Here is a 24,537-nt window from a genome sequence, read left to right as displayed (position 1 = left end):
AATCTCGTGACCAGATTGCTGGTTTCCGAGATGGTCGGGTCAAGCCCGACCATGACGAGGCGGGGCACGATTTCAGTCTTACTGAAAAACTTGATCTCCTTCATTGCGAATGAAGCAAGGGCGTATTAGCTTCGCCTCATGAAGCTCGACGCCTGGCTCCAGCAAACCAAGACCGGCCGCAGTGCCTTTGCGCGGCAGGTCGACCTGTCGCCGGCGAGCGTCACAGCGCTCTGCAACGATCCATCCGCCTGGATCTCGCGCGAGAGCGCCGAGCGCATCACTGCCGCGACCGGCGGCGCCGTCACCCCCAACGACTTTCTGGGCCTGCAGAGCCCACGCGAGGCCGCCATGATCGCCAGCAATGTCGCCGAGACCGTCGAAGCCTTCGCTCGTGGCGAGATCGTCATCGTCACCGATGACGACGATCGCGAGAACGAGGGCGATCTCATCGTCGCTGCCTCGCTGTGCACGCCCGAGAAGATGGCCTTCATCATCCGCAACACCTGCGGCATCGTCTGCGCGCCGCTGACGACGGGCGAAGCCCGCCGCCTGCGGCTCGACCCGATGGTTTCGTCCAATGACGCCCCGCTCGGCACCGCCTTCACCATCACGGTCGACGTCAAGCACGGGCTGACCACCGGCATCTCGGCCGAGCAGCGCACCAACACCGTGCGGGCGCTCGCCAACGGCAACATGGGCGCCGCCGATTTCGTCCGGCCGGGCCATGTTTTCCCGCTGATCGCCAAGGATGGCGGCGTGCTGATGCGCTCCGGCCATACCGAGGCCGCTGTCGATCTCTGCAAGCTCGCCAATCTGCCGGCGGTCGGCGTCATCTGCGAACTCGCCAACGATGACGGCACGGTGATGAAGGGCGCGCAGATCACCGCCTTCGCGCAGAAGCACGGGCTCAAGCAGATCACTGTCGCCGACCTGATCGCCTATCGCCAGGCGCGCGAGAAGCTGGTCGAGCGCGTGCATTCCTTCCCGGTCAAGACCGAGTTCGGCGAGATGACCGGGCATGTCTACATCACGCCTTTCGACGACACGCAGCATTTCGCCTTCGTCATGGGCAAGCTCGGCGACGGCGAGAAAATCCCTGCCCGGCTGCACCGCGCCAATGTCGTCGCCGACGTGCTCGGTGGCGCCTCCTCGATCCAGTGCGTGCTGCGCCGCTTCCAGCAGGAGGGCAAAGGCGTGCTGGTCTATCTGCGCGACGGCTCGGCCGGCGTGCCGATCAAGAGTGTCGAGGACGAGGAGGGCTCGGACGCACTGCGCTCGCAGCAATGGCGCGAGGTCGGCCTCGGCGCCCAGATCCTGCGCGATCTCGGCGTCGCCTCGATCGTCAACCTGGCGTCCTCGACCCGCGCCTTCGTCGGCCTCTCCGGCTTCGGCATCGAGATCGCCGAAACCGCGCCGCTGGAGTGAGGCTCAGCCGCGCATCAGCGCGTTGACATGCGCTGCAGCCGATTTCGATAGGCCCTCGAGATCGTAGCCGCCTTCCAGGATCGAGACGACGCGGCCGCCGGCATGGCGGTCGGCGATCTCCATCAGCTTCTGGGTTGCCCAGGCGAAGTCGGTTTCCTTCAGATTGAGGTTGGCGAGCGGGTCGCGCCAATGGGCGTCGAAGCCGGCCGAGATGATGACGAGATCCGGCTGGAAAGCCTCGAGCCGCGGCATGATCGCGCTCTCGAACGCGTCGCGGAAGGCATCGGTCCCGTCACCGGCCCGGAGGGCCGCATTGACGATGGTGCCATGCTCGCCGCGCTCGGAGGGGGCGCCGGTGCCGGGGTAGAGCGGCATCTCATGGGTCGAGGCGTAGAGCACGCTGGCGTCGCCCCAGAAGATTTCCTGCGTACCGTTGCCGTGATGGACGTCCCAGTCGACGATGGCGACGCGCTCGGCGCCATGCTCCCGTTGCGCATGGCGCGCGGCGATGGCGGCGTTGTTGAAGAAGCAGAAGCCCATCGCCCTGTCGGTTTCGGCATGGTGCCCGGGCGGGCGCATGGCGCTGAAGGCGTTGGTCGCACGCCGGGTCATCACCTCGTCGACGGCATGCACGGCAGCGCCGACGCCGTGCATGACTGCAGAGAGCGTGCCCGGCGACATGATCGTGTCGGCGTCGATCTGCACAAGACCCTCCTGCGGAGCGGCCGCAAAGATCGCATCGGCATAAGCGGCGGGGTGGCAGAGCAAGACCTGTGCGAGCGTCCCCTCCGGCGCTTCGACGCGCTGCAGGGCCGTGAAGCGCTCCTCCTCCAGAGCCTGCTCGACGGCGCGGATCCGGTCGGCGCGCTCGGGATGGCCCGGCGGCGTGGCGTGGCGAAGACTGGACGGATGGCTGATCAGAAGCGTGGTCACACCCAGGTCTCCGAAGTCGGGAAGCAAGCCGGATCGTATAGGCTTCAAGCGTGACCATATTGTCACTGCAATGCAGCAAGACGCCAGAGCAAGGTGGGAACTTCATTGCCTCCGAATCATTTGAGCCGTAAGACCGGGTTGCGTTCGATCCGGGCCGTGCCTTGTCGGGTCACCGTTTTTTAACGATGCATTCATCATAACGAGCGTCGTTTCGGCGTCGGCGGTGGAAATCATGAAGCAGACTTTCGTTGCGGTGCTCGGCCTGTCGGTGCTTCTCGGCGCCTGCCAGTACAAGACGGTCCATGCGCCGTCGCTATCGGCACGCGATGCCGAATACATGGCGCTCGTCCCGAATTTCGAGACGCAGATCACGCATCTGCCTTACGAGATCAACGATCCGACCGGCGAGGAGCCCGGCACGATCATCGTCGATACCACCGAGAAGTTCCTCTACTTCGTGCTGCCCAACAAGAAGGCGATCCGCTACGGCGTCGCGACCGGCGACGAGGCCTTCGGCTGGACCGGCACGGCGGTGATGCAGCGCAAGGCGGAATGGCCGCGCTGGACGCCGCCCGCCGAGATGATCGCGCGCTGGCCGCATCTGGCGCCGCGCGCCGGCGGCATGGAGGGCGGGCCGGAGAACCCGCTCGGTGCCCGCGCCCTCTATCTCTACCAGAATGGCAAGGACACGCTCTACCGCATCCACGGCACCAACGAGCCGGAGACGATCGGCCGCTCGGCCTCGTCCGGCTGCATCCGGATGCGCAATATCGACGCGATCGACCTCTACAACCGCGCTGCGGTCGGCGGGAAGGTCATCGTTCGTTGATCGGGTGACGCTGCGGCGTCGCCCTCAGCCCAGTTCGACCAGGACGATTTCCGGCGGCGCGCCCAGCCGGATTGGCATCTTGCTGCTGACGCCGAGCCCGGCCGTGACGATCAGGTTGCGGCCGTTCTCGACAATGTGGCCATAGGCATAGCGGTTGCCGTAGCGCGAGGGCACCACGGGCGACCAGCCGAACAGCCTGACCTGGCCGCCATGGGTGTGCCCCGATAGCGTCAACGCGATACGCGCCGGCGCATGGGCGAAGATGTCCGGCTCGTGCGCCATCAGGATCAGCGGCGCATCGTCGGTGACCATGGCGAGCGTGCTTGCGAGGTCGTCGATGCCGCGGTGCGGGCCACGCATTCCCCGGGGCTGCAGCCAGCGCGGAAAGGCCCACTGATCGCCGAGCCCGGCGAGCCAGATCGGCCCCGCTGCGGTCTCAAGCTTGAGCGCCTTGTTCTCCAGTACCGGAATACCGACGGCGCTCAGCGCCGCGCCGGCCGTGGTCGGGCCGCGGCGCGCGCGCTGGGCGCGCTCGTCATGCCACCAATCGTGATTGCCAAGCACGGCGAAGCAGCCGTTCGGTGCCTGCAAGCGGGCGAGTTCGGTCGCCCATTCGGCCGGCCGCGGATCGCCTGGGCGCCAGTCGCGGCTGGCGACGAAATCGCCGAGTAGCAGGATGAGGTCCGGTTTCAGCAGGTTGGTCTGATCGACGATCTCGCCGACACGCGAAACCGGCATATGCCCACTGCCGACATGGATATCGCTGAGAACGGCGAGCCGCAGCCGCTTGCCCTCCGGCCAGCCGGCCGGCCTGAGCCTGTAGCGGGTCACCCCCTGACGGGTCGGCTCCCAGGCATAGGCGTAGCCGCCGAGCCCGACACTGGACAGAAAAAGACCGGCGAGAGTTTTAAGAACTCTGCGCCGGTCAAGCATGGAGGGTCTCAGTAGGAGGTCGTCGTATCAATCTTCGAAACCATTGCGCAGGAGCGCCGGAACGTCCCTGTGCTGCGAGGTCAACGCGGCTGGGGCCCAGCGGGTTCCCGCCAGGATGGCAGGAATCGCAATCGGGCGAAAGCGCGATGCATAGGCCTCACGTGCGCTGGCATCATGGAAGCTGGCGGAACGGTGCACCTGGTGGCGCGGCTTATGCGTCGACATGATCCTCGGTTTCCAGTTCATCGGGCCGGCGGTTCCTGGCCGCCAGCACCTGCAATGTCGCTGCCGATCGGGTCGGGCCGGCGGCGGCATCATGAAATTCTCGTGACGTTTTCGTCGTCACACCGAGGCTTTGGTCAGCTTTGGCACAGTTTCGCGGGAGGCGGCTGGAAATAGAGGAGCGGGGAACCCTTCTCCCGTGTGGGAGGTGGGATCCCGCGCTCAATTGTTTTCCGTCAGCCCGCGAGCAGGCCTTCCGCCTTGACCCAGTCGAGGGTCCGGCTCAGTGCCCGCTCGTAGCGGTCGAAGAGCTCGTCGATCTCGGCCTCGGTAATCACCAGCGGCGGGCAGAAGGCGACGCGATCGCCGCCAAGCGCGCGCAGGATCAGGCCTTCCTCCTGGGCGAAGCTGGTCGACTTCAGGGCGACGCCCTTCTTGGCCTCGAACTGGGCCTTGCTCGCCTTGTCCTTGACGAACTCGATGCCGCCGATCAGGCCGACGCCGCGCGCCTCGCCGATCAGCGGATGCTCGCCAAGCTTCGTCAGGCGCTGCAGGAATTTCGGCGCGACCTTGCGGACATGCTCGATGATCCTGTCGCGCTGGTAGATTTCCAGTGTCTTGACCGCGACCGCGCAGCCGACCGGATGGCCGGCATAGGTGTTGCCGTGGCCGAAGGTGCCGATCTTCTTGCTCTGGTCGACGAGCACCTCATAGACGGGCTCGTTGATCAGCACGGCGCTGAGCGGGAAATAGGCCGAGGTCAGCGCCTTGGCGCAGGAGAGTGTGTCGGCCTTCATCTTGTAGGTGGTGGTGCCGAACATCTCGCCGGTGCGGCCGAAGCCGGTGATGACCTCGTCGGCGATGAACAGGACGTCGTATTTGGCGAGGACGGCATTGATCGCTTCGAAATAGCCCTCCGGCGGGGTCACCGCACCGCCTGCGCCCATCACCGGCTCGGCGATGAAGGCGGCGACCGTGTCCGGCCCCTCGCGCTGGATCATCTCGTCGAGCTCGGCGGCAAGGCGCGCCGAGAAGTCGAGCTCGCTCTCGCCCGGTTGCGCAAAGCGATAATGATGCGGGCAGGAGGTGTGCAGAATGCCGGGGAGCGGCAGGTCGAAATCGGTGTGGTTGGCTGGCAGGCCGGTCAACGAGGCCGAGGCGACGGTGACGCCGTGGTAGCCCTTCAGCCGGGAGATGATCTTCTTCTTCTTGGGACGGCCGAGCGCATTGTTCATGTACCAGACCAGCTTGACCTGGGTGTCGTTGGCGTCGGAGCCGGAGGCGCCATAGAACACCTTGGAGATCGGCACCGGGGCGATCTCCTTCAGCTTCTCGGCGAGCTCGATCGCCGGGTCGTGGCTGCGGCCGGAGAAGAGATGGGTGAAGGGCAGCTTCTTCAGCTGCTCATAGGCGACCTCGGCCAGCTCCTGGTTGGAATAGCCGAGCGAGGTGCACCAGAGCCCGGCCATGCCCTCGATATAGTCCTTGCCGGTGGTGTCGTAGACGAAGACCCCCTTGCCGCGCTCCAGCACCAGCGGGCCGACTTCGCGATGCGTCGCCAGGTTTGTGTAGGGGTGGACGAGCGTCTCGATATCGCGGACGGCGAGGTTGGTCAGCATTCCCGGCTCCTGCTTTTTATGCGTCGTTTATGCGAGCATAGACCGCGACCTACGCAAGCGCTGAGCGATTTTCCTGCAGATCGGGGCAGAGTCTGGCGCGGGACGGGGCCGGCGCGTCGGAATCTTGAGGCGGCTTTTTTCAGATCCAGTTCTTATCCTGAGGAGCGATCTGCAGGATCGCGTCTCGAAGGATGTTCCAGATGTCTCCGGAGCCTCCTGAACTATCCTTCGAGACGCCGCTTCGCGGCTCCTCAGGATGAGGGCCGATGAAGGATATTCCGCCTGGAACGATTCCAATCATGGCTTGTCAGTCGCGCATCCGATGCGCATGGTGCCGCGCCTTTTCGTGGGGAGCTGCATGATCGATCCCGCCCGCATGGTGAACCAGCCGGCGCCCGGCCGCGATTGCGGCAGCTGCACGCTGTGCTGCAAGGTCTATGACGTGCCAGCGGTGGAGAGCGTCGCCGGCACCTGGTGCAAGCACTGCCTGCCGGGCCGGGGCTGCGGTATCCATGCGACCCGCCCCGATCATTGCCGCGCCTTCTTCTGCCTCTGGATGACGCAAAGCTTCCTCGGACCCGAGTGGAAGCCGGACAAGGCGCGCTTCGTCTTGACCATGGATCCGGCGACCAGCTGGCTGTTCGTCCAGCTTGATCCCGGCGCACCGCAGGCCTGGCGCAAGGAGCCCTATCTCACCCAGCTGCGCCGCTGGGCCGCCGCCGGCAACCGCCCGGTGATCGTCTTCCTCAACAAGTCCGCGACCGCCGTCCTGCCGACGCATGACGTGCAGCTCGGCACGATCGCAGCGGACGAGCGCCTGGTGCTGCGCGAGGAATTAGCCGGCGGGCGACCGCGCCTGACGGTGGCCAAGGTCAGGGCGGCGGCGTGAGCGAGCCGGACCGGCCGATGCTGCACCATCTCTCCCTCGGCGTCGGCGATATCGAACGCGCCGCCGCCTTCTACGATGCCGTGCTTGCGCCGCTCGGTTATGCCCGCGTCTGGAGCGATCTCCGGCCCGGAGAGGCCAATCAGGCCGTCGGTTACGGCGCTCCGGGCGGTGGCGATGGCCTGGCGCTGAAGCATCGCCCGGAGGGGCAGCGGCCGCCGGGACCGGGGTTCCATCTCGCTTTCGCGGCGCCGGGCCGGGGAGCCGTGGACCTATTCCACCGCGCCGCGCTTCAGCATGGCGGGCGCGACAATGGTGTGCCCGGCCTGCGGGCGCATTACGGCTCGCACTATTATGCGGCCTTCATCGTCGATCCCGATGGCCATCACATTGAAGCCGTGTTCAACGCGGCGATCTGATCGGCACCAAGACAGGAGATCATCTTGGGCAAGCGGGCACGCGATTACGGCCTGGTCTGCGGTTCGCTGCCGCCGGGGCCGCTCAACGCGATCACCGATGTCGCCGGCGTCGCCGTGGGCCATCGCACGTTACGCGAGGGCGATGTCCTGACCGGCTTCACCGCGGTGCTGCCGCATCAGGGCGATCTCTTCCGCGAGAAGCTGCGGGCTGGCGTCGAGGTGATCAACGGCTTCGGCAAGAGCGCCGGGGTGATGCAGCTCGCCGAGCTCGGCCAGATCGAGACCCCGCTCCTGCTCGGCAACACCTTCTCCGTCGCTGTAGGTATCGAGGCGCTGGTCGGGCGCGCGCTTGCCAACAATCCGGAGATCGGCCGCACGACCGGAACCGTGAATTCGCTCGTGCTCGAATGCAATGACGGCTTTCTCTCCGACATCCGCGCCCGGCGCCTGACCGTCGCCGATGCGGAAGCGGCGCTCGATACGGCCAGTGGCGGGCCGGTCGAGGAGGGCGCGGTCGGCGCCGGCACCGGCATGAGCGCCTTCGGCTTCAAGGGCGGTATCGGCACGGCATCGCGTCTGATCGCGCTCGACGGCCGCCGCTTCACGCTCGGCGTGCTGGTGCAGGCGAATTTCGGCAATGCCGGCGATCTCATCCTGCCGGATGGCCGCCGTCCGCTGCCGCCAGCTGCGAACCCGGTCCAGCCGCCGGAGCGGGGCTCGATCATCATCGTCCTGGCGACCGATCTGCCGCTGGAGAGCCGTCAGCTCGCGCGCATCGCCCGACGCTGCGGCGCGGGCCTGGCCCGGCTCGGCGCCTTCTGGGGCAATGGCAGCGGCGACATCGCCATCGCCTTTTCGACCGCGAGCCGGATCGCCCATCATGAGGAGGCCGACCTCGCCCCCCTCACCGTGCTCAACGAGAACCGGATCGACCTGCCGTTCCGTGCTGCGGCTGAGGCGACGCAGGAGGCGGTGCTGAACGCGATGCTCGCCGCGCCGGAAACAATGGGGCGAGACGGCAATCGCCGGTCTTCGCTGGCCAATTGTCTTTGACTTGTCCGCACTTCGCCAGAGCCGTCGGTCAGCATATCGTGTAGCCAGGTTGGACCGGGTGTTGTCTTTTGACATAGACGTAAGATCGCCCGTGGGCCGATTGCTGTTTCAATGAGCTCCATGCCGCAGGATTTCTCAGAAGACGTCGCGGCCATCGCATCGATCGCCGCGGTGCCGACCATCCTCGACGTCGTCTGCCGGACGACCGGGATGGGTTTTGCCGCCGTGGCGCGCGTCACCGAGGATCGCTGGGTCGCTTGCGGTGTCCGTGACGAGATCGGGTTCGGGCTTCAGCCCGGCGGCGAGCTCAAGGTCGAAACGACCATCTGTCATGAAATCCGGGAGCATCGCGAAGTCGTCGTCATCGACAATGTCGCGGAAGACCCGATCTATCGCACGCACCACACGCCGCAAATGTACGGCCTCGAGAGCTATATCTCGATGCCGATCATCCTGCCGGATGGCCGGTTCTTCGGCACGTTGTGCGCGATCGATCCCAAGCCCCGCTCGCTCAACAATCCAGCGACGCTGGGCATGTTCAAGCTCTTTGCCGAGCTGATCGCCTTCCATCTCGACGCGCACCAGCAACTGGCAGCGAGCCAGGCGAGCCTGGCCGGCGAGGTCCACAACAGCGAAATCCGCGAGCAGTTCATCGCGGTGCTCGGTCATGATCTGCGCAACCCGGTAGCCTCGGTCTCCGCCGGGTTGAGCATGCTCGACCGTACCGAGGACATCGCGAAAATCCGGTCGCTGACCGGGATGATGCGAAGCAGCCTCATGCGGATGTCCGCGCTGATCGGCGACGTCCTCGACTTCGCACGGGGACGGCTCGGCGGTGGCATCCTGCTCGATCGCAGCGACGAGCCCGGGCTGAAGGCGATGCTCGAGCAGATCGTCGGCGAATTGCGGTCCTCGCATCCTGATCGTGAGGTGCTGAGCGAGTTCGATCTGTCGGGACCGATTGATTGCGACGGCGCACGGATCGCGCAGATGTTGTCGAATCTGGTCGCTAATGGCCTGACGCATGGAGCCGACGATCGCCCCGTCATCGTGCGAGCCCACAACACGCGCAACTCGTTCGAGCTGTCGGTCGCCAATGCCGGCGAGCCGATTCCGCTCGCAATCAGGAAAGAGCTGTTCAAGCCATTCGTCCGCGCCTCGGCCAAGCCGAGCCAGCAGGGACTTGGCCTTGGGCTCTACATCTCCTCTGAAATCGCGAGGGCCCATGGCGGGACGCTCGAGGTCTCCTCTGATGCGGACGAGACCCGGTTCACGTTCCGAATGCCGCTCTGAACGGGCAGCTACTATTTCCCCGGCGACCGGTAGCCAGCGCCGGTTTTCTCCAGCATCGCGCCGACCGCGATCGCCGTCCGATCCTCGCCGAAGGGGGCGATGATCTGCACGCCGATCGGTAGCCCCGCCTGTGACAGCCCGATCGGGGCGGCGAGCGCCGGCAGGTCGGCGCCGGTGGCGAGGCTCGCCCAGCACAGGAAGTCGAGATAGGGGCGTTCCAACCCGTCGATGTCGAGCCGGCGGGCGTGGAAATCGGGCAGATGATCGTGCTTTTGCGCCGCGACCGGCGCGGGCGGGCAGAGCAGCACGTCGTAGTTCTGGAAGAAGCGGGCCCATTGCCGCTTGAGCGCGAGGCGGCGCTGGTGGATCTGCTGATAGAGACCGGGCGTCATTCGGGCGCCGCGGGCCTGCAGCGCCTGATGCGAGAGGTCGCCGGGCGCATATTTCGCCGCTTGCGCCTGGATGCGGGCGCGTACCTTGGGTGGCAGGCCATAGGCGACGACGGCGTGGTTCAGCAACGCATAGACCTCATAGGCTTCGGTGAAACGGAAGCCCGGGCGTGCCGCCTCGTCGATGGTCGCGCCGGCTTCGGCAAGGCGCCGCCCGGCTTCGCGCACCGCGTCCGAGACCTCGCCGGTGACCGGCGCGAACGGCTCCTGCGCCCAGAGCGCGACGCGCAGGCCCTTTGCCTCGGTCTTGCGCGGAGCGGCTAGGGCCCGCGCCAGCGACGTTCGGATCGCGCGGGCCGGTAAGCACCGGCAGGATCAGCGCGAGATCCTCGGCCGCACGGGCGATCGGGCCGGCGACGACGAGATCGGCATTGCGCAAGGTGCGTCGCTCCGGCGGCGGCGGGACCAGCCCCCAGGTCGAGACCAGGCCCCAGCTGGTCTTGAGGCCGAAGACGCCGCAGGCCTGGGCCGGCCAGCGGATCGAGGAGCCGAGATCCGAGCCGAGCTCGAAGGCGCTCATCCCGGTCGCGACCGCGACCGCAGCGCCGCCCGAAGAACCACCAGGCGAATACGCGGCATTCCACGGGTTGTTGGTGATGCCATGGGCCGGGTTGTAGCTCTGGAAGTCGCCGGAGAAGACCGGAACCATGGTCTTGCCGAGGATGATCGCGCCGGCCGCGCGCAGGCGGGCGACGGCGGCCGCGTCCTCGGCCGGAATGCGCTCCTTATAGGCCGGCAGGCCGCCCGAGGAGGGCAGGCCGGCGACGTCGAAGGCGTCCTTGATCGTGATCGGCAGGCCTTCGAGCGGGCGCGCCTCGCCGGCAGCGATGCGCCGGTCCGACTCCGCGGCAAACGCCCGCGCCGCCTCGCGATCCTGCGCGACGATGGCGTTGAGGGACGGGTTCAGTGCATCGATGCGGGCGAAGGTCGCTTCGAGCAGATCGCGGGCGCTGAAGCGACGGGCCAGCAGGTCGGTGCGCAGGCGCGTGGCGGAGGCGGTGAGGTCGATCGAGGGCATGCGCGATCCCGGGTACAGGCGGAGCGTTCCTCCCTAACCCGCCAGACGCTCCCGATCCATCCGCCGCAAGAAATCCTCGCCGTCCCTGACGCCGAGCTCGTAGGCGAAGCGGATGCCGTCCCAGTTGCGGATGGTGAACTGGCTGACCGGGATCACCTGCGAGGGCCGGACATAGGTGCGGTTTTCGACCTGGGGCACCTCGGCGAAGGGGCGCGTCAGCACCACGAGGGTTTGCTCGCCCGCCGCCTCCATCTCGGCGAGCGCCCAGGCCGGGGCGCTGTCGACCAGGCCGCCATCGAGGGCGGCGCGGGCGCCGATCTTGCCCGCCGGCATGAAGGGCGGCACGGCCGCGCTCGCCATCAGCGCATCGACCAGCTGTTCGGGATCGGCGCAGTCGGCGATGCGGATCAGGTCCGGCCGGAAGCCGAGCCTGCGCCCGGCGGTCGGGTGCACCGGGCGACGCAGGCGCTTCTCGAGCTGGTAGGCGCCGATGCCGATGGTGGTTATGACAGGCAGTGGCCAGAAGCGCGGCGGCCGCGAGATCGCGATCAGGAAATCGGCCTGGGCTTTGAGCGCCGCCAGCCGCTCGGGCGTGAACAGCGCCGTGAGCATCTCGCGATACATCTCGGCGACCGGGAACAGCCTGCCACCGCGGCGGAAGGCGGTCCAGTCGACCTCGGAGGTGCGGCCGGCGCAGGCTTCGCGCAGCATGGCGCGCACGGTCGGCCCCAGCCCCAGCGCATTGTAGAGCATGGCCCCGGCGCCGGCGCTGGCGCCGACGATGCGACGGGGCGCAAGGCCGATGCGGGGCGCGACCGTCTCGTAGAAGCCGCCCTGCCAGTAACAGCGGTTGCCGCCGCCGGCATAAGCCAGGCCTGCGAACATCAGCCCTGATCCGCGTCAAGGGCGCGGGCGCGCTCGCGCCAGGCCAGGACCAGCCGGTCGAGTTCGGCGAGATCCGCCGCCGGCAGCTTGCCGAGCGTCTGCGCGACGTAATCGTGCTGCGTCGTCATCCCGGCCTCGGCGAGGCGGCGGCCTTCGGCGGTGAGGTGCATGGCGTAGGAGCGCCGGTCGCCGACGATGGCGCGGCGCTCGACCAGGCCGGCCTGGACGAGGCGGTCGACCAGGCCGGAGACATTGCCCTTGGTGACGTAGAGCCGCTCGGCGAGCTCGCTCTGGCTGATGCCCTCGCGCTCGGTCAGCGTCGAGAGCAGGTCGAATTGCGGGATCGAAAGGCCGAGCTCGCGGATGCGCGCCGTCATCTGGCCGAGCATGCGTTGATGCAGCCGCATGAAGCGGAACCAGACGCGGTCCGGCTCAATGGGCTCCGGGGCGGGGGCTGGGCGCGGCACGGACAAGGCGTTCATCCCTAGATCGTTTAGCTGTAAACTAACTCATCTCCCGATCGGACGCGAGGGCTTTCGCCGCAGGGCGCCCGCTGGCTATGCTGCCAAAAACCGAAGCAGGACGACAGGGAGAAACGCATGCTCGGGCTGATGCAGAATTGGCCGCTGCTGATCCACCGGATCATCGACCACGCGGCGATCCAGCACGGCACCCGCGAGGTCGTCTCCCGCAGCGTCGAAGGGCCGATCCGCCGCACCACCTATGCCGAGATCCGGCAGAGCGCGCTGACGATCGCAAAGCGGCTGACGCGCGAGGGCATCCGCCTCGGCGACCGCGTCGCGACCCTGGCCTGGAACACCGACCGGCATCTGGCGCTCTGGTACGGGATCAGCGGCATCGGCGCGATCACCCACACCGTCAATCCGCGGCTCTTCCCCGAGCAGATCGCCCAGCTGATCAACCATGCCGAGGATCGGTTGCTCTTCCTCGACCTGACCTTCGTTGGGCTGGTCGAGGGCCTGCAGGACAAGCTGCCGACGATCGAGCGCTACATCGTCATGACCGACGCCGCGCATATGCCGGAGACCTCGCTGAGGAACGCCGTCGCCTACGAGGACTGGCTGGCCGAGGCCGACGCCGATTTCGCCTGGGCCGATCTCGACGAGAACACCGCGGCCGGGCTCTGCTACACCTCGGGCACGACCGGCGGGCCCAAGGGCGTGCTCTATTCGCACCGCTCGAACGTGCTGCACGCCATGGCCTGTGCCCAGCCCGACTATATGGGCCTATCGGCGCAGACCGTCGTCTTGCCGGTGGTGCCGCTCTTCCACGCCAATAGCTGGTCGCTGGCTTTTTCGGCACCGATGACCGGGGCGAAGCTGGTCATGCCCGGTGCCAAGCTCGATGGCGCCTCGCTGCTCGATTTGCTCAACGGCGAAGGAGTGACGCTCACCGCGGCGGTGCCGACGGTCTGGCTCGGCCTGCTCCAGCATCTCGAGGCATCAGGCGGCAAGCTCGACACGCTGAAGCGCGTGGTGATCGGCGGCTCGGCCTGCCCGCGGGCGATGACCGAGGCGTTCGAGACGAAATATGGCGTCACCGTCGATCATGCCTGGGGCATGACCGAGATGAGCCCGATCGGCTCGTTCTGCTCGATCAAGCCGGTCTATTCCGAGCTCCAGGGTGACGCGCTCTACGACCTCAAGGTCAAGCAGGGCCATCCGCAGTTCGGCGTCGAGTTTCGCCTGACCGACGATCACGGCACGGAGCTGCCCTGGGATGGCAAGACCTTCGGGCGGCTGAAAGTGCGCGGGCCGGCCGTCGCTGGCGCCTATTACCGCCACGACCAGCCGATCCTCGACGAGCACGGCTTCTTCGACACCGGCGACGTCGCGACCATCGATCCCCATGGCTACATGCAGGTCACCGACCGCTCCAAGGACGTGATCAAGTCCGGCGGCGAATGGATCTCGTCGATCGAGCTCGAAAACCTCGCCATCGGCCATCCCGATGTTGCGGAAGCCGCGGTGATCGGCGTCGCCCATCCGAAATGGGACGAACGGCCGTTGCTGGTGATCGTGCCCAAGCCGGGACGTTCGCCCAGCCGCGAGGAGATGCTCGCCTTCATGACCGGCAAGGTCGCGAAATGGTGGCTGCCTGATGATGTCGTGCTGGTCGAGGCGATCCCGCACACGGCGACGGGCAAGATCCAGAAGACGGCGCTGCGCGAGATGTTCAAGGAGTATCGGCTGCCGGGGTGAGGGGCTGCCATGCGCGGGCAGCGGGCGACGGAACTTGAAGCGAAGCCTTGCGCCGCAGCTATATTGGCTCCGATACATCAATGGGGGAATCGTCCGCATGGCCAAGGAATTCGCCGGCAAGCGCGTGATCGTCATGGGCGGCAGCCGCGGCATCGGGCGTTCGATCGCGCTGGGGTTCGCCGCGCAGGGCGCCGCGGTTTCGATCTGTGCGCGGAGTGCGGGTCCGCTCGAGGCGGCGCGCCGGGAGATCGAGGCACTCGGTGCAACCGCTCATGCGGCCAGCGTCGATCTCGCCGATGCAAAGGCGATCGAGGCCTATGTGCCCGAGGCGGTCAAAGCTCTTGGAGGTCTGGACGTCCTCGTCAACAATGCCTCCGGCTTCGGCCATTCGGATGACGAGGAGGGGTGGGCCGCCTCGCTTACCATCGACATGATGGCGATCGTCCGCGGCAGCCATGCGGCGATCCCCCATATGAAGCCTGGCTCGTCGATCGTAAACATCTCCTCGATCTCGGCTCTGCGGGCTTCATCGCGTTCGGCGCCCTATGGCGCCATCAAGGCGGCGGTGATGCACTACACCGCGAGCCAGGCGAAGATGCTGGCGAAGAAGGGCATAAGGGTGAATGGTGTCGCGCCCGGCTCGATCGAGTTCGCCGGCGGGACGTGGGAAGACCGGAAGACGTCGAACCCCGACCTCTATCAGGCGACCCTGGCTAGCATTCCCTTCGGTCGGATGGGCAAGCCGGAGGAGGTCGCCGAGGTCGTGCTCTTCCTCGCTTCCGACAAGGCCAGCTGGGTCACCGCCCAGACCATTGTCGTTGACGGTGGGCAACTCGTCGGACCCTGACTCCAGTCATCCAGGCAGAGGCAACGATTTGCGTCGCAAAAGCTGAGGCTCACACCGACCGGACCTCACGATAGGCAGAGCCAAGGAGATCCCATGGAATTTCTCCTGGTCTTCGCGTTTCTCGCGCTGTTCAGCGTCAGTGCGCTCGCCGGCATGGCATTGCGGAAGCGTCTGCACGAGCATCACCTGACCAGCGAGAACATGGATTCGATCAGGTTGGTGACCGGCCTGATGGTCACCTTCGCCGCGCTCATCCTCAGCCTGCAACTGTCGACGACGCGGGCGCGTTTCGACGTCACGAGCGGCAACCGCTCCACCTATGCCGCGCGCCTTGCCAATCTCGATCAGTGCCTGCGCCTTTTCAAAGTCGCGGCCGATCCGACCAGGCTGAAACTCCAGCAATACACGGCCGCGGTGATCGCAAGCACATGGCCCCGTGAGGCGGTGCCTGTCGTCGCAGGCATGCCCGATACGCGAGGCATGACCGTTCGCGGCGAGGATCGGAGCCTATCGCGATTGATCAGCGATATCGGCGCGGACGTGGACGCCCTGCCAAACACTGGCCTCGAACATTCCGCGACCCGCTGTCGTGCAGCCTATGCGGATGCCTCATCCGCAAGATGGAACGTCATCGAGGATGCGAACGCGCCATCCGGCGGCTTTTTCGTCGGCATCCTGAGCTTCTGGCTCAGCCTGGTCTTCCTGAGCTTCGGCCTGCAGATCCCGCGCCGCGCTCTCAGCGCCGCCGTCCTGGCGATCGGCGTCTTGTCGGTCTCGAGCATCATGTTCGTGATCGTCGACCTCGACCTGCCGTATCAGGGGGTGTTCCACATCTCCAGCGCAGCGATGCACGAGGCACTCGCCGACATGCTGCGATAGGGGAGATCGTCCAAGAGAGCGTCCCTCCTCCCGTCGCGAGAAGGAGGCTCTATCCCTCCGCTTTGAGCGCTTCGGCCAGAAATCCGGCCAGCGCCCGCACTGCGGGCATCGGGCGCCCCGGCGCCAGGTGCAGCGCGATCTCGGAGGCCGGCAGGGCAGGCAGTTCCTCCGCCGCGCCGAGCAGGCGAAGGCCCTCGCGCGCGGTTCCGGCCTTGACCACGGTCAGCGCCGCGCCGGCGGCCGCGACGGCCTCGACCGCGCCGATGCTGGAGGAGGAGAACAGGATGCGCCAGGGCCGGCCGGCCTCGTTCAGCGCCGCGAGCGCCCATTCGCGATACATGTTCGGCGCCTTGAGCAGCGCGAGCGGCAAGGGGCCGGCCGGGGGAAATCATGCCGGTCGGACCAGGCCCAGGCGGTGCGCTCGGTGCGCAGGACTTCGCCAGTGCCGTCGCCGGCCTTCTGCGTCGCGAGCACGATGTCGAAGGCCTCGCCGAGACTGGCGAGCAGGTCCCGGGTGAAGCCGGTGGTGACCTCGAGCTCGACTTCCGGATGCGAGCGGGCGAAACGAGCCAGAGTCTCGGGCAGGACGATGGTGGCGTAATCGTCCATCACCGCGAGCCGGACCCGGCCGGAGACGCTCTGGGCGCGGACGACGTCGAGCGCCTCGTCATGCAGCGCTACGATGCGGCGGGCGTAGCCGAGGAAATCTTCGCCGGCCCGGGTCAAAAGCACCTCCTGCGGCGAGCGCTGCAGCAGGGTCTGGCCGGCGATCTCCTCGAGCTTTCGCACCTGTGTCGAGATCGTCGACTGGGTGCGGTTCAGGGCCGCTGCAGCGCGGGTGAAGGAGCGCAGCTCGGCGATGGTGACGAAGGAGCGCAGCAGGTCGATGTCGATATTGCGCAGCATTGGCAGGCCTTTCGCGCCCGCAGCATGGACGGCGTCGATCATCAAAATCGAATAATTCAATTTTGGCTGGTCGCGCGCCGCCGCTAGCTATAGGGCGAACCCTTCTGTTCGGACGCCCTGTCGACGAGGTCAAGCATGCCGAGGCTGAGATCCGCCACCACCACCCATGGCCGCAACATGGCCGGCGCCCGCGGCCTCTGGCGCGCCACCGGCATGAAGGATTCCGATTTCGGCAAGCCGATCATCGCGGTGGTGAACTCGTTCACCCAGTTCGTGCCGGGCCATGTCCACCTCAAGGACCTCGGGCAACTGGTGGCGCGCGAGATCGAAAAGGCCGGCGGCGTCGCCAAGGAGTTCAACACCATCGCGGTCGATGACGGCATCGCCATGGGCCATGACGGCATGCTCTATTCGCTGCCGTCGCGCGAGCTGATCGCTGACAGCGTCGAATACATGGTCAACGCCCATTGCGCTGACGCGATGGTCTGCATCTCCAATTGCGACAAGATCACGCCCGGCATGCTGATGGCGGCGATGCGGCTGAACATCCCGGTCGTGTTCGTCTCCGGCGGGCCGATGGAGGCCGGCAAGTACATCGCCGAGGGCGTGCTGAAGAAGGTCGACCTGGTCGACGCCATGGTCGCCGCTGCCGACAGCAAGTACTCGGACAGCGAAGTCGAGGTGATCGAGCGCTCGGCCTGCCCGACCTGCGGCTCGTGCTCGGGCATGTTCACCGCCAATTCGATGAACTGCCTGACCGAGGCGCTGGGCCTGGCGCTGCCCGGCAACGGCTCGACGCTGGCGACCCATGCCGATCGCAAGCGCCTCTTTGTCGAGGCCGGCCATCTCATCGTCGACATTGCCAAGCGCTACTATGAGCAGAACGACGAGAGCGTGCTGCCGCGCAATGTCTCGAGCTTCAAGGCGTTCGAGAACGCGATGACGCTCGATATCTCGATGGGCGGCTCGACCAACACGGTGCTCCACCTGTTGGCGGCGGCGCACGAGGCCGAGATCGACTTCACCATGGCCGATATCGACCGGCTGTCGCGCAACGTGCCGGTGCTGTGCAAGGTCGCGCCCGCCGTCGCCAATGTGCACATGGAGGACGTCCACCGCGCCGGCGGCATCATGGCGATTTTGGGCGAGCTCGACCGCGCGGGGCTGCTCGACACCTCGCTCCCGACCGTGCATAGCGCCACGCTGGCCGAGGCGCTGGAGCGCTGGGACATCAGGCAGACGCAGAGCGAGGCGGTGCGCTCCTTCTACAGCGCCGCCCCTGGCGGCGTGCCGACGCAAGTCGCCTTCAGCCAGGACCGGCGCTATGAGGAACTCGACCTCGATCGCGAGACCGGTGTCATCCGCGAAAAGGCGCATGCGCATTCGCAGGATGGCGGCCTTGCCGTGCTCTACGGCAACATCGCGCTCGACGGCTGCATCGTGAAGACGGCCGGTGTCGACGCCTCGATCCTGACCTTCTCGGGCAAGGCGGTGATCTTCGAGAGCCAGGATGCGGCGGTCGAGGGCATCCTCAACAACAAGGTCAAGGCCGGCGAGATCGTGCTGATCCGCTATGAGGGGCCGCGCGGCGGGCCGGGCATGCAGGAGATGCTCTATCCGACGAGCTATCTGAAATCGAAGGGGCTCGGAAAGGCCTGCGCGCTGATCACCGACGGGCGCTTCTCGGGCGGCTCTTCGGGCCTCTCGATCGGCCATGTCTCGCCCGAGGCGGCCGAGGGCGGCGCGATCGGCCTGGTCGAGAGCGGCGACGTGATCGAGATCGATATCCCGAATCGCGGCATCAGCCTCAAGGTCTCCGACGAGGAGATGGCGCGCCGGCGTGCGGCGATGGAAGCCAAGGGCAAGGATGCCTGGAAGCCAGCGGCGCCGCGCAAGCGCAAGGTCACGACCGCGCTGAAAGCCTATGCGGCGCTCGCGACCAGCGCGGCCAAGGGGGCGGTTCGGGCGATCGACTGAGCTGGCAAGCCAGCGAAGGCCCCGGCATGAGCGAGCTCTGGGGTGTGGTGGCTGCTGCGGCTTCAAGTGCGCTCGGAGGAACTTCCATCGCCGCGACCCGCTATCTCGTCGGCCATCTCGATCCTCTTGCGATCGGCTCCTTCCGCTTCGGCATCGGTTGCCTGTTGCTCGCGCCGGTCGCCCTGCTTGGCGACCGGCGCTGGCCGGATCGCAGCGACTGGCTCCAGACCGCCGGGCTGGGGCTGCTCTTCTTCGCGATCTTCCCGATCCTGTTCAACGCGTCGCTGATCTATACGAGTAGTGCGCGTGGTGCGCTCGCACTCTCGACCTTGCCGCTGCTGTCGCTGGTCGTCGGCGCGGCGCTCGGCCGTGAGCGGTTGACGGCGCGCAAGACCATCGGCGTGCTGATCGCCATGGTGGGCGTCGGCTTCGCGCTTCTCTCAGGCCTCAGTCACGCACCGCCGCAGGCCTGGCGCGGCGATCTCCTGATGATCGCGGCGGCTTTGTGCATGGCGCTGTACGGCATCTGGTCGAAGCGGGTGATCAGCCGCTGCGGGCCGATCCCGTTCACGACGGTCGCGATGACCGTGGGCGCTGCGGCCCTGGTTCTGATCTCGGCGCTGCGCGGCAGCTTCGATGCGGTCGCACAATTCGCAGTCCCGCAATGGTCGGCGGCGCTTTATCTTGGCGTGATCGGCGCCGCCCTGACCTTCTATCTCTGGGCTTTCGCCCTCGGTCGGGCGTCGGCGACCAGCGTCGCGGTCACCGTCACCGTCAACCCGGTCACGGCCTCGCTCATGGCCGCTCTCCTGCTGAACGAACCGATCGGCTGGAATCTGGTGGTCGGAATCATCGTCGTCGGGGTCGGCATCTGGCTCGCGACCACCGATGGAACTCGCGGCTTGCCTTCCGCCGGGCGCTCCGCCACCTAAGAGAGATGCATCGTCGTCTCGTCTTCGAGGAGCCGATTTCGCGCGCGGCGATCTGGAGCCGGCGCCTGGCCCTGTTCGGGTTGACGGTCGTTGCGCTCAGCGTGCTGATCTTCCGCTTCGGGCAGCCCTCGCTCGAGCGGCTGGCGCCGATCGCCGGCGCCTATCTCTTCGTTGCGCTCGCCTTCCTGCTGACGCTCGCTGCCTTCATCAGGATCTGGCAGGACGGGCATCGCGGCATCGGCATCGCCGTGCAGGCCTTCGTGCTCTGCCTGCTTCTGCTGGCGCCGGTCGCCTATGGCGGCTTCCAGCTCGCGACCCTGCCGCTGATCGCCGAGGTCTCGACCGATATCGCCGAGCCGCCGGCTTTCAGCCGTTCGCGCGTGGCGCTGGCGGCGCGCGAGGGCCGCGTGCCGCCTGATGTTCCGGCCGAGCGGCGCGCGGCGCAGCGCCAGGGCTATCCGAAGGCGCTGCCGATCGTGCTCGAATTGCCGGCCGAGGTCGCCTACGACATTGCCCGCAAGGCCTCAGTCAATCTCGGCTGGCAGGTGCTGGAAGGCGCGGCGCCCGGCGGGCGCAGCGGAGCAGGGCGGCTCGACGCGGTGGCACGCTCGCGCGTGCTGCGCCTCGTCGACGACATCACCATTCGCATCCGGCCGCGCGCCGATGGCAGCCGCATCGACATCCGCTCTGCCTCGCGGCTGGGCGGCTTCGATTTCGGTGCCAATGCCAAGCGCATCGCCGCCTTCGAGGAAGAGGTGAAGCTCCTAGTCGAGCTGCGCTGAGCTTCAAGCCAGCCGATAGCGGCTCGTCAGCATCGGCGCCTCGTCATCGCAGAGCACGACGCCCCGCGCGACCAGGTCCTCGAGCTGCGCCAGCACCGAGAGCGAGGCGGCACCGCGCAGGGCCGTCGGCAGCTCCTGATAGATCGGCGGCACCATCTCGGCAATCGTCTCGTCTCCAGCTTGCATCCGGCTGAGGATCGCCGCCTCGCGCAGGCGTCGATGCTGCACCAGCCCGCGCAGGAAGCGCTGCGGCTCGCGCACCGGGCCGCCATGGCCGGGCCAGTAGAGTCGGTCGTCGCGGCCGCGCAATTTCTCGATCGAGGCCATGTAGGCGACCATCGAGCCGTCGGGCGGGGCGACGATCGAGGTCGACCAGGCCATGACATGGTCGCCGGAGAACAAGGTGTTCTCCTCCGGCAGGGCGAAGGCGAGATGGTTGGCGGTGTGGCCGGGCGTCTCCAGCGCCTGGAGTGTCCAGCCCGGGCCGGAGACGGCATCGTTCTCGGCCATGACGAGATCGGGGGCGTAATCCTTGTCGGCGGCGGCGTCGAGCGGGTTGATCTCGCCGAGGACAAGCTCGCGCGCCGGTCGATGCAGCCCGCAGCCGACGATGCGCGCGCCGGTCGCGGCCTTGAGCGCGCGCGAGGCCGGGGAATGGTCGCGATGGGTGTGGGTAATCACGATGTCGGTGACGGTCTCGCCGGCGATGGCGGCGAGCAGGCGCTCGACATGGGCGGGATCGTCAGGGCCGGGATCGATGATCGCGATCCGGCCACGGCCGACGATATAGCTGCAGGTGCCGGTGAAGGTCATCGGCCCGCCATTGCCGGCGATCAGGCGACGCACCAGCGGCGAGAGCCGGACGAGTTCGCCGGAGGCCGCGCCGGGGTCGCGGTCGAAGTCGAGGGGCTGGTCGGTGGCGGCGTCTCGGGTGGAACTGGTCATCTGCACATCTGCAAGCGGGCATGATCGCCGGCTTGTGAGCCGGTGGGCCATTCCCTATAGACGAACGAGCCGGGCGTCGACGGCCCGAAGAAGAAGGACGAGATCCTATGGCCGAGACATTGCCTTTGTCTGCCACCACCATGGTCAACGCGGCCCTGCCGGTCCTGTCGGATCCGCGCACGCGCGTCCTGCGCAATATCGCGCTCGCCGTCGTCGGCAGCCTGCTGATCATCGCCGCCGCCAAGGTCAAGGTGCCGTTCTGGCCGGTGCCGATGACGCTGCAGACGCTGGCCGTCCTCGGTCTCGGCGCCGCTTATGGCGCGCGCCTCGGTGCTGCGACGGTCGCGCTCTACATCGCCTACGGCCTTTTCGGCCTGCCGGTGTTCACCAATACCCCGCCGGTCGCGGCCGGCCCGCTCTATCTGCTCGGACCGACGGGTGGCTTCCTGATCGGCTTCGTCGCTGCGGCCGCTATCGCCGGTTGGGCCGGCTCACGCGGAGCCTCGCTCTGGCGCCTCGCCGGCGGCGTGGTGCTGGCCGAGATCGCGCTGATGACGCTGGGCTTCGCCTGGCTGGCGCTCGGCGCACAGATGGCGAGCGGGGCGACCGGCCTCGGTTTCGCCAAGGCCTGGGCGGCCGGCGTGCAGCCCTTCCTGCTCGGCGACCTGATCAAGGCGGCGCTGGCGGCGAGCCTGGTCGGGGCCGGCTGGTCGGTGCTGAAGCGCCGCGCCTGAGCCGAACGGCAGCTACAGAATCAGAAAGCCGGGGCCCAGCCCCGGCTTTTTTGTTGCCCGCTGTGTTATCCTGAGGACGTCAACCCTGTGGCCTCTGGTCGGTGCAGGCCTTCTTGACCGGCTGGAGGAACATATCGAGCTCCATCATGTTGCCGCAGCGGTCGCAGCCGGCGAGCAATGTCGTGAGGCCGAGAACGGCGATGAGGCGAAAAACGGATTTCATGCAAGCGCGGCTCCAGATTGCGGTGCGAGCATAGCGAAGCCGTCGCCGCCGCGCCATGTGGTGCTGAGGAATCATCATGGCGGCAGGTAGGCTGTGCCGACCCCATCTTGGCAGGCGCGGTCCTGTACATGTTTTCAACTCCAACATGTATCGTGAGGGGCAATTGAGAATCATTACGTTACGGAATGTTGACGCGATCACGAAATCGAACCTACGGAAATAGTAATCGGCGGCGTTTACCAGTTCGAAAGCTGACTAACCGCATTCTTGAGAAGTTGTCTCGACAACGGATCTGATGCCGGGGGCACGCGATGCGTGAAGTCGGCTTTGGCTTGATTATCGGCCTGGTCATGGCGCTGGGCGCCTTTTTCATCGCAGCCTGGCCGGTTCCAGGACAGCCCATCGCCGCGTTCTTTCCTACGGGAACCTCTTCGCCCGAGATGGCGCGCGCCGTCTCGCAGGCCGGAGGCAGCATCCTGCAGCTGGATGCCGACGCCGCGGTCGCGATCAGCATCGGCGATGGCAGCGACTATGCGATCTCTCTCTATCGCTCGGGGGCCTGGCTCGTGGTGGACGGCTCCTTCGCCCAATCATGCATCCGTCAGGTGAGGAGCCTTACTCGTGGGTGAGGTCGAACGTCTCCGCATACGCTTCGCCAGGCTCCTGATCGCGATTCTGTGGGCGAATGCGGCCTTGCTCCTGATCGGCACCCCGTCCGACGGGGCGCCACATGCGACGACGATCTCGGCGGCAGGGGCCGCGCTCGCGATCCTGGGGACGCTCGCCTGGCGGCTCGATCGCATCGGTTGGGTCACACGGCAGATCACCAGCATCGCTTTGGTCGGCCAGGTCATGTTGCTGGTCTATGGCTTCGCCGGCCACCCCTATCAGGCCGACCTGCACATGTACTTCTTCGCCATGCTGGCCGTGCTGGCCGGCTGGCTCGACTGGCGCATCTTCCTGCCGGCGACGATGGCGATCAGCGCCCATCACCTCACGCTGAGCTTTGTCTATTCGGCCGGTGTGTTTCCCGGCGGCGGCGACATCAAGCGTGCCTTCCTGCACGGCGCCATCGTCGCGGTTCAGGCTGGGGCACTGAGCTGGATCGTCTGGTCGCTCCGGCAGGCGGTCGAGGCGTCCGAACGCGAGCGAGCCGAGGCGGACGCGGCCAGGGCGATCGCTGACGAAGCACGCCAGGATGTCGCGACGACGACGGCGCGGGCGGCGCGTGAACGGCGGCGCATCCTGCACGACCTCGCCAACGAGTTCGAGCGGAAGATCGCAGGCATCGCACGCGCCGTCATCGCATCGATCGCGTCTCTGCGGGCCGCGTCCGAGCAGATGCGCATGGGTGCCGCCGAGGTTTCGCAGCGTTCGGGCGCGGCATTGGTCGCGTCGCGTCAGTCGTCCTCCAACGTCATCGCCATCACCGAGGCGACGTCGGAGCTCGCTACCTCTTTTACCGAGGTCGATCGCCAGGTGAACGAGGCGGCGCGCCTTGTCGGAGACACGACGCAGCAGGCCCTCACCGTGCTCGACAGGGTCGGCGACCTCTCGCGCAAGGTGCACGAGATCGGCAACGTCACCCAGGTGATCTCGACCATCGCCCGGCACACCAACCTGCTGGCGCTCAATGCTTCGATCGAGGCTGCGCGGATCGGCAATATGGGCGGCGGCTTCGCCGTCGTCGCGCATGAGATCAAGGGCCTCGCAGACGAGACCTGGCGGGCGACCGAGCAGATCCAGGGCCAGATCGACGCGATTAGTCTCTCGGGGGCCGATGCGATCAAGGCGATCGATGCGATGACGGCAACGATCGATACACTCAACCAAATCTCGGGCGCGGTCGCCGCGGTGGTCGAGAAGCAGAATGTGGCGACGGCGGGGATCGCCGAGAACGTCAGGCGCGCGGCGACCGAGACGGTCACCGCCGGCAGTCATATCGACATCGTCAGCCGCGTCGCCGACGAAACCGGCGAAGCGGCGAATCACGTCGCCGATTCCGCGGACGTGCTCTCGAGCCAGTCGTCCGATCTCGACACCGAAGTCGCCGACTTCCTCGGCCGGATCCGGGCCGCCTGACAGCAATTTAAGGCTGGTACGAAGCAGGCGTGACCGAAACGGCG

23 protein-coding genes and 2 pseudogenes are annotated in these 24,537 nt (G+C 66.9%); 15 read left to right on the top strand and 10 right to left on the bottom strand.

Annotated elements, in window-relative coordinates; translation table 11 throughout:
* Positions 1-138 precede the first annotated feature (138 nt).
* Positions 139-1,425, top strand: coding sequence for a 3,4-dihydroxy-2-butanone-4-phosphate synthase (gene ribB, locus QO058_RS11965; protein ID WP_284172246.1), 1,287 nt, complete (start codon positions 139-141; stop codon positions 1,423-1,425).
* Positions 1,426-1,428: 3 nt separating this feature from the next.
* On the opposite strand, the gene QO058_RS11960 is transcribed toward ribB, so the two are convergent.
* Positions 1,429-2,358 (bottom strand): histone deacetylase family protein, encoded by a 930-nt coding sequence (locus QO058_RS11960; RefSeq protein WP_284172245.1) that lies wholly within the window; start codon positions 2,356-2,358, stop codon positions 1,429-1,431.
* 232 nt (positions 2,359-2,590) lie between these two features.
* Here QO058_RS11960 and QO058_RS11955 point away from each other — a divergent pair, with 232 nt between their 5' ends.
* Positions 2,591-3,187, top strand: coding sequence for a L,D-transpeptidase (locus QO058_RS11955; protein ID WP_284172244.1), 597 nt, complete (start codon positions 2,591-2,593; stop codon positions 3,185-3,187).
* Between the two features lie 24 nt (positions 3,188-3,211).
* Here the strand turns inward: QO058_RS11955 and QO058_RS11950 are convergent, their stop codons facing one another.
* Complete coding sequence (locus tag QO058_RS11950) at positions 3,212-4,120, bottom strand: metallophosphoesterase (RefSeq protein WP_284172243.1); 909 nt, start codon at positions 4,118-4,120, stop codon at positions 3,212-3,214.
* Between the two features lie 458 nt (positions 4,121-4,578).
* On the bottom strand, positions 4,579-5,961 hold the full coding sequence (locus tag QO058_RS11945) for an aminotransferase (protein ID WP_284172242.1): 1,383 nt from the start codon (positions 5,959-5,961) through the stop codon (positions 4,579-4,581).
* A 358-nt stretch (positions 5,962-6,319) separates the two neighbouring features.
* Here QO058_RS11945 and QO058_RS11940 point away from each other — a divergent pair, with 358 nt between their 5' ends.
* The 4 genes from QO058_RS11940 to QO058_RS11925 all read left to right on the top strand — a co-directional run bounded on the left by QO058_RS11940 (position 6,320) and on the right by QO058_RS11925 (position 9,612).
* Complete coding sequence (locus QO058_RS11940; RefSeq protein WP_284172241.1) at positions 6,320-6,850, top strand: hypothetical protein; 531 nt, start codon at positions 6,320-6,322, stop codon at positions 6,848-6,850.
* A gap of 17 nt (positions 6,851-6,867) precedes the next feature.
* The gene (locus tag QO058_RS11935; RefSeq protein WP_284172873.1) at positions 6,868-7,266 is read left to right on the top strand and encodes a VOC family protein; all 399 of its coding nucleotides are present in this window, start codon (positions 6,868-6,870) and stop codon (positions 7,264-7,266) included.
* Positions 7,267-7,290: 24 nt separating this feature from the next.
* A complete protein-coding gene (locus tag QO058_RS11930) occupies positions 7,291-8,319 on the top strand; it encodes a DmpA family aminopeptidase (RefSeq protein WP_284172240.1) in 1,029 nt (342 codons plus the stop codon).
* 120 nt (positions 8,320-8,439) lie between these two features.
* Positions 8,440-9,612 (top strand): GAF domain-containing sensor histidine kinase, encoded by a 1,173-nt coding sequence (locus QO058_RS11925; RefSeq protein ID WP_284172239.1) that lies wholly within the window; start codon positions 8,440-8,442, stop codon positions 9,610-9,612.
* A gap of 11 nt (positions 9,613-9,623) precedes the next feature.
* Here the strand turns inward: QO058_RS11925 and QO058_RS11920 are convergent, their stop codons facing one another.
* The 4 genes and pseudogenes from QO058_RS11920 to QO058_RS11905 all read right to left on the bottom strand — a co-directional run bounded on the left by QO058_RS11920 (position 9,624) and on the right by QO058_RS11905 (position 12,446).
* Complete coding sequence (locus tag QO058_RS11920) at positions 9,624-10,292, bottom strand: amidase family protein (protein WP_284172872.1); 669 nt, start codon at positions 10,290-10,292, stop codon at positions 9,624-9,626.
* 67 nt (positions 10,293-10,359) lie between these two features.
* Positions 10,360-11,079: pseudogene (locus QO058_RS11915) on the bottom strand (amidase family protein); the annotation flags it as partial.
* 33 nt (positions 11,080-11,112) lie between these two features.
* The gene (locus QO058_RS11910; RefSeq protein ID WP_284172237.1) at positions 11,113-11,964 is read right to left on the bottom strand and encodes a patatin-like phospholipase family protein; all 852 of its coding nucleotides are present in this window, start codon (positions 11,962-11,964) and stop codon (positions 11,113-11,115) included.
* Positions 11,964-12,446, bottom strand: a complete 483-nt coding sequence (locus tag QO058_RS11905; RefSeq protein WP_284172235.1) for a MarR family winged helix-turn-helix transcriptional regulator — start codon at positions 12,444-12,446, stop codon at positions 11,964-11,966. Before QO058_RS11905 ends, QO058_RS11910 begins: the two co-directional genes overlap by 1 nt.
* Positions 12,447-12,563: 117 nt before the next feature.
* On the opposite strand from QO058_RS11905, the gene QO058_RS11900 reads away from it, so the two are divergent.
* The 3 genes from QO058_RS11900 to QO058_RS11890 all read left to right on the top strand — a co-directional run bounded on the left by QO058_RS11900 (position 12,564) and on the right by QO058_RS11890 (position 15,912).
* Complete coding sequence (locus tag QO058_RS11900) at positions 12,564-14,186, top strand: long-chain-fatty-acid--CoA ligase (protein ID WP_284172234.1); 1,623 nt, start codon at positions 12,564-12,566, stop codon at positions 14,184-14,186.
* Between the two features lie 97 nt (positions 14,187-14,283).
* Entirely contained in the window at positions 14,284-15,033 is a 750-nt protein-coding gene (locus tag QO058_RS11895) for an SDR family NAD(P)-dependent oxidoreductase (RefSeq protein WP_284172232.1), read from the top strand.
* 93 nt (positions 15,034-15,126) lie between these two features.
* The gene (locus tag QO058_RS11890) at positions 15,127-15,912 is read left to right on the top strand and encodes a bestrophin-like domain (protein ID WP_284172231.1); all 786 of its coding nucleotides are present in this window, start codon (positions 15,127-15,129) and stop codon (positions 15,910-15,912) included.
* A 49-nt stretch (positions 15,913-15,961) separates the two neighbouring features.
* Here the strand turns inward: QO058_RS11890 and QO058_RS11885 are convergent.
* Positions 15,962-16,818, bottom strand: a pseudogene (locus QO058_RS11885) (LysR substrate-binding domain-containing protein).
* A 135-nt stretch (positions 16,819-16,953) separates the two neighbouring features.
* On the opposite strand from QO058_RS11885, the gene ilvD reads away from it, so the two are divergent.
* The 3 genes from ilvD to QO058_RS11870 are packed head-to-tail and all read left to right on the top strand — an operon-like array spanning position 16,954 to position 20,509.
* Positions 16,954-18,795 (top strand): dihydroxy-acid dehydratase, encoded by a 1,842-nt coding sequence (ilvD, locus tag QO058_RS11880; RefSeq protein WP_284172230.1) that lies wholly within the window; start codon positions 16,954-16,956, stop codon positions 18,793-18,795.
* Between the two features lie 26 nt (positions 18,796-18,821).
* Positions 18,822-19,727, top strand: a complete 906-nt coding sequence (locus tag QO058_RS11875) for a DMT family transporter (RefSeq protein ID WP_284172229.1) — start codon at positions 18,822-18,824, stop codon at positions 19,725-19,727.
* A gap of 5 nt (positions 19,728-19,732) precedes the next feature.
* Complete coding sequence (locus QO058_RS11870) at positions 19,733-20,509, top strand: DUF1499 domain-containing protein (RefSeq protein WP_284172228.1); 777 nt, start codon at positions 19,733-19,735, stop codon at positions 20,507-20,509.
* Positions 20,510-20,512: 3 nt separating this feature from the next.
* On the opposite strand, the gene QO058_RS11865 is transcribed toward QO058_RS11870, so the two are convergent.
* Positions 20,513-21,454 (bottom strand): MBL fold metallo-hydrolase, encoded by a 942-nt coding sequence (locus tag QO058_RS11865; RefSeq protein ID WP_284172227.1) that lies wholly within the window; start codon positions 21,452-21,454, stop codon positions 20,513-20,515.
* Positions 21,455-21,561: 107 nt separating this feature from the next.
* Here QO058_RS11865 and QO058_RS11860 point away from each other — a divergent pair, with 107 nt between their 5' ends.
* Complete coding sequence (locus QO058_RS11860; RefSeq protein WP_284172226.1) at positions 21,562-22,188, top strand: biotin transporter BioY; 627 nt, start codon at positions 21,562-21,564, stop codon at positions 22,186-22,188.
* Between the two features lie 79 nt (positions 22,189-22,267).
* Here QO058_RS11860 and QO058_RS11855 read toward each other — a convergent pair whose 3' ends face one another.
* A complete protein-coding gene (locus tag QO058_RS11855; RefSeq protein ID WP_284172225.1) occupies positions 22,268-22,411 on the bottom strand; it encodes a hypothetical protein in 144 nt (47 codons plus the stop codon).
* A gap of 311 nt (positions 22,412-22,722) precedes the next feature.
* Here QO058_RS11855 and QO058_RS11850 point away from each other — a divergent pair, with 311 nt between their 5' ends.
* The gene (locus QO058_RS11850; protein ID WP_284172223.1) at positions 22,723-23,040 is read left to right on the top strand and encodes a hypothetical protein; all 318 of its coding nucleotides are present in this window, start codon (positions 22,723-22,725) and stop codon (positions 23,038-23,040) included.
* Positions 23,033-24,493: a methyl-accepting chemotaxis protein gene (locus QO058_RS11845; RefSeq protein WP_284172222.1), complete on the top strand. Its 1,461-nt coding sequence runs from the start codon at positions 23,033-23,035 to the stop codon at positions 24,491-24,493. The genes QO058_RS11850 and QO058_RS11845 overlap by 8 nt, the downstream gene beginning before the upstream one ends.
* The last annotated feature ends 44 nt before the right edge of the window (positions 24,494-24,537 follow it).

Origin of the sequence: Bosea vestrisii (assembly GCF_030144325.1) — a bacterium.
In the GTDB taxonomy this organism is placed as follows: Bacteria; Pseudomonadota; Alphaproteobacteria; order Rhizobiales; family Beijerinckiaceae; genus Allobosea; species Allobosea vestrisii_A.
The sequence above is the reverse complement of the archived record's forward strand: the minus strand, read 5'-3'. Positions and strand labels throughout refer to the sequence as shown.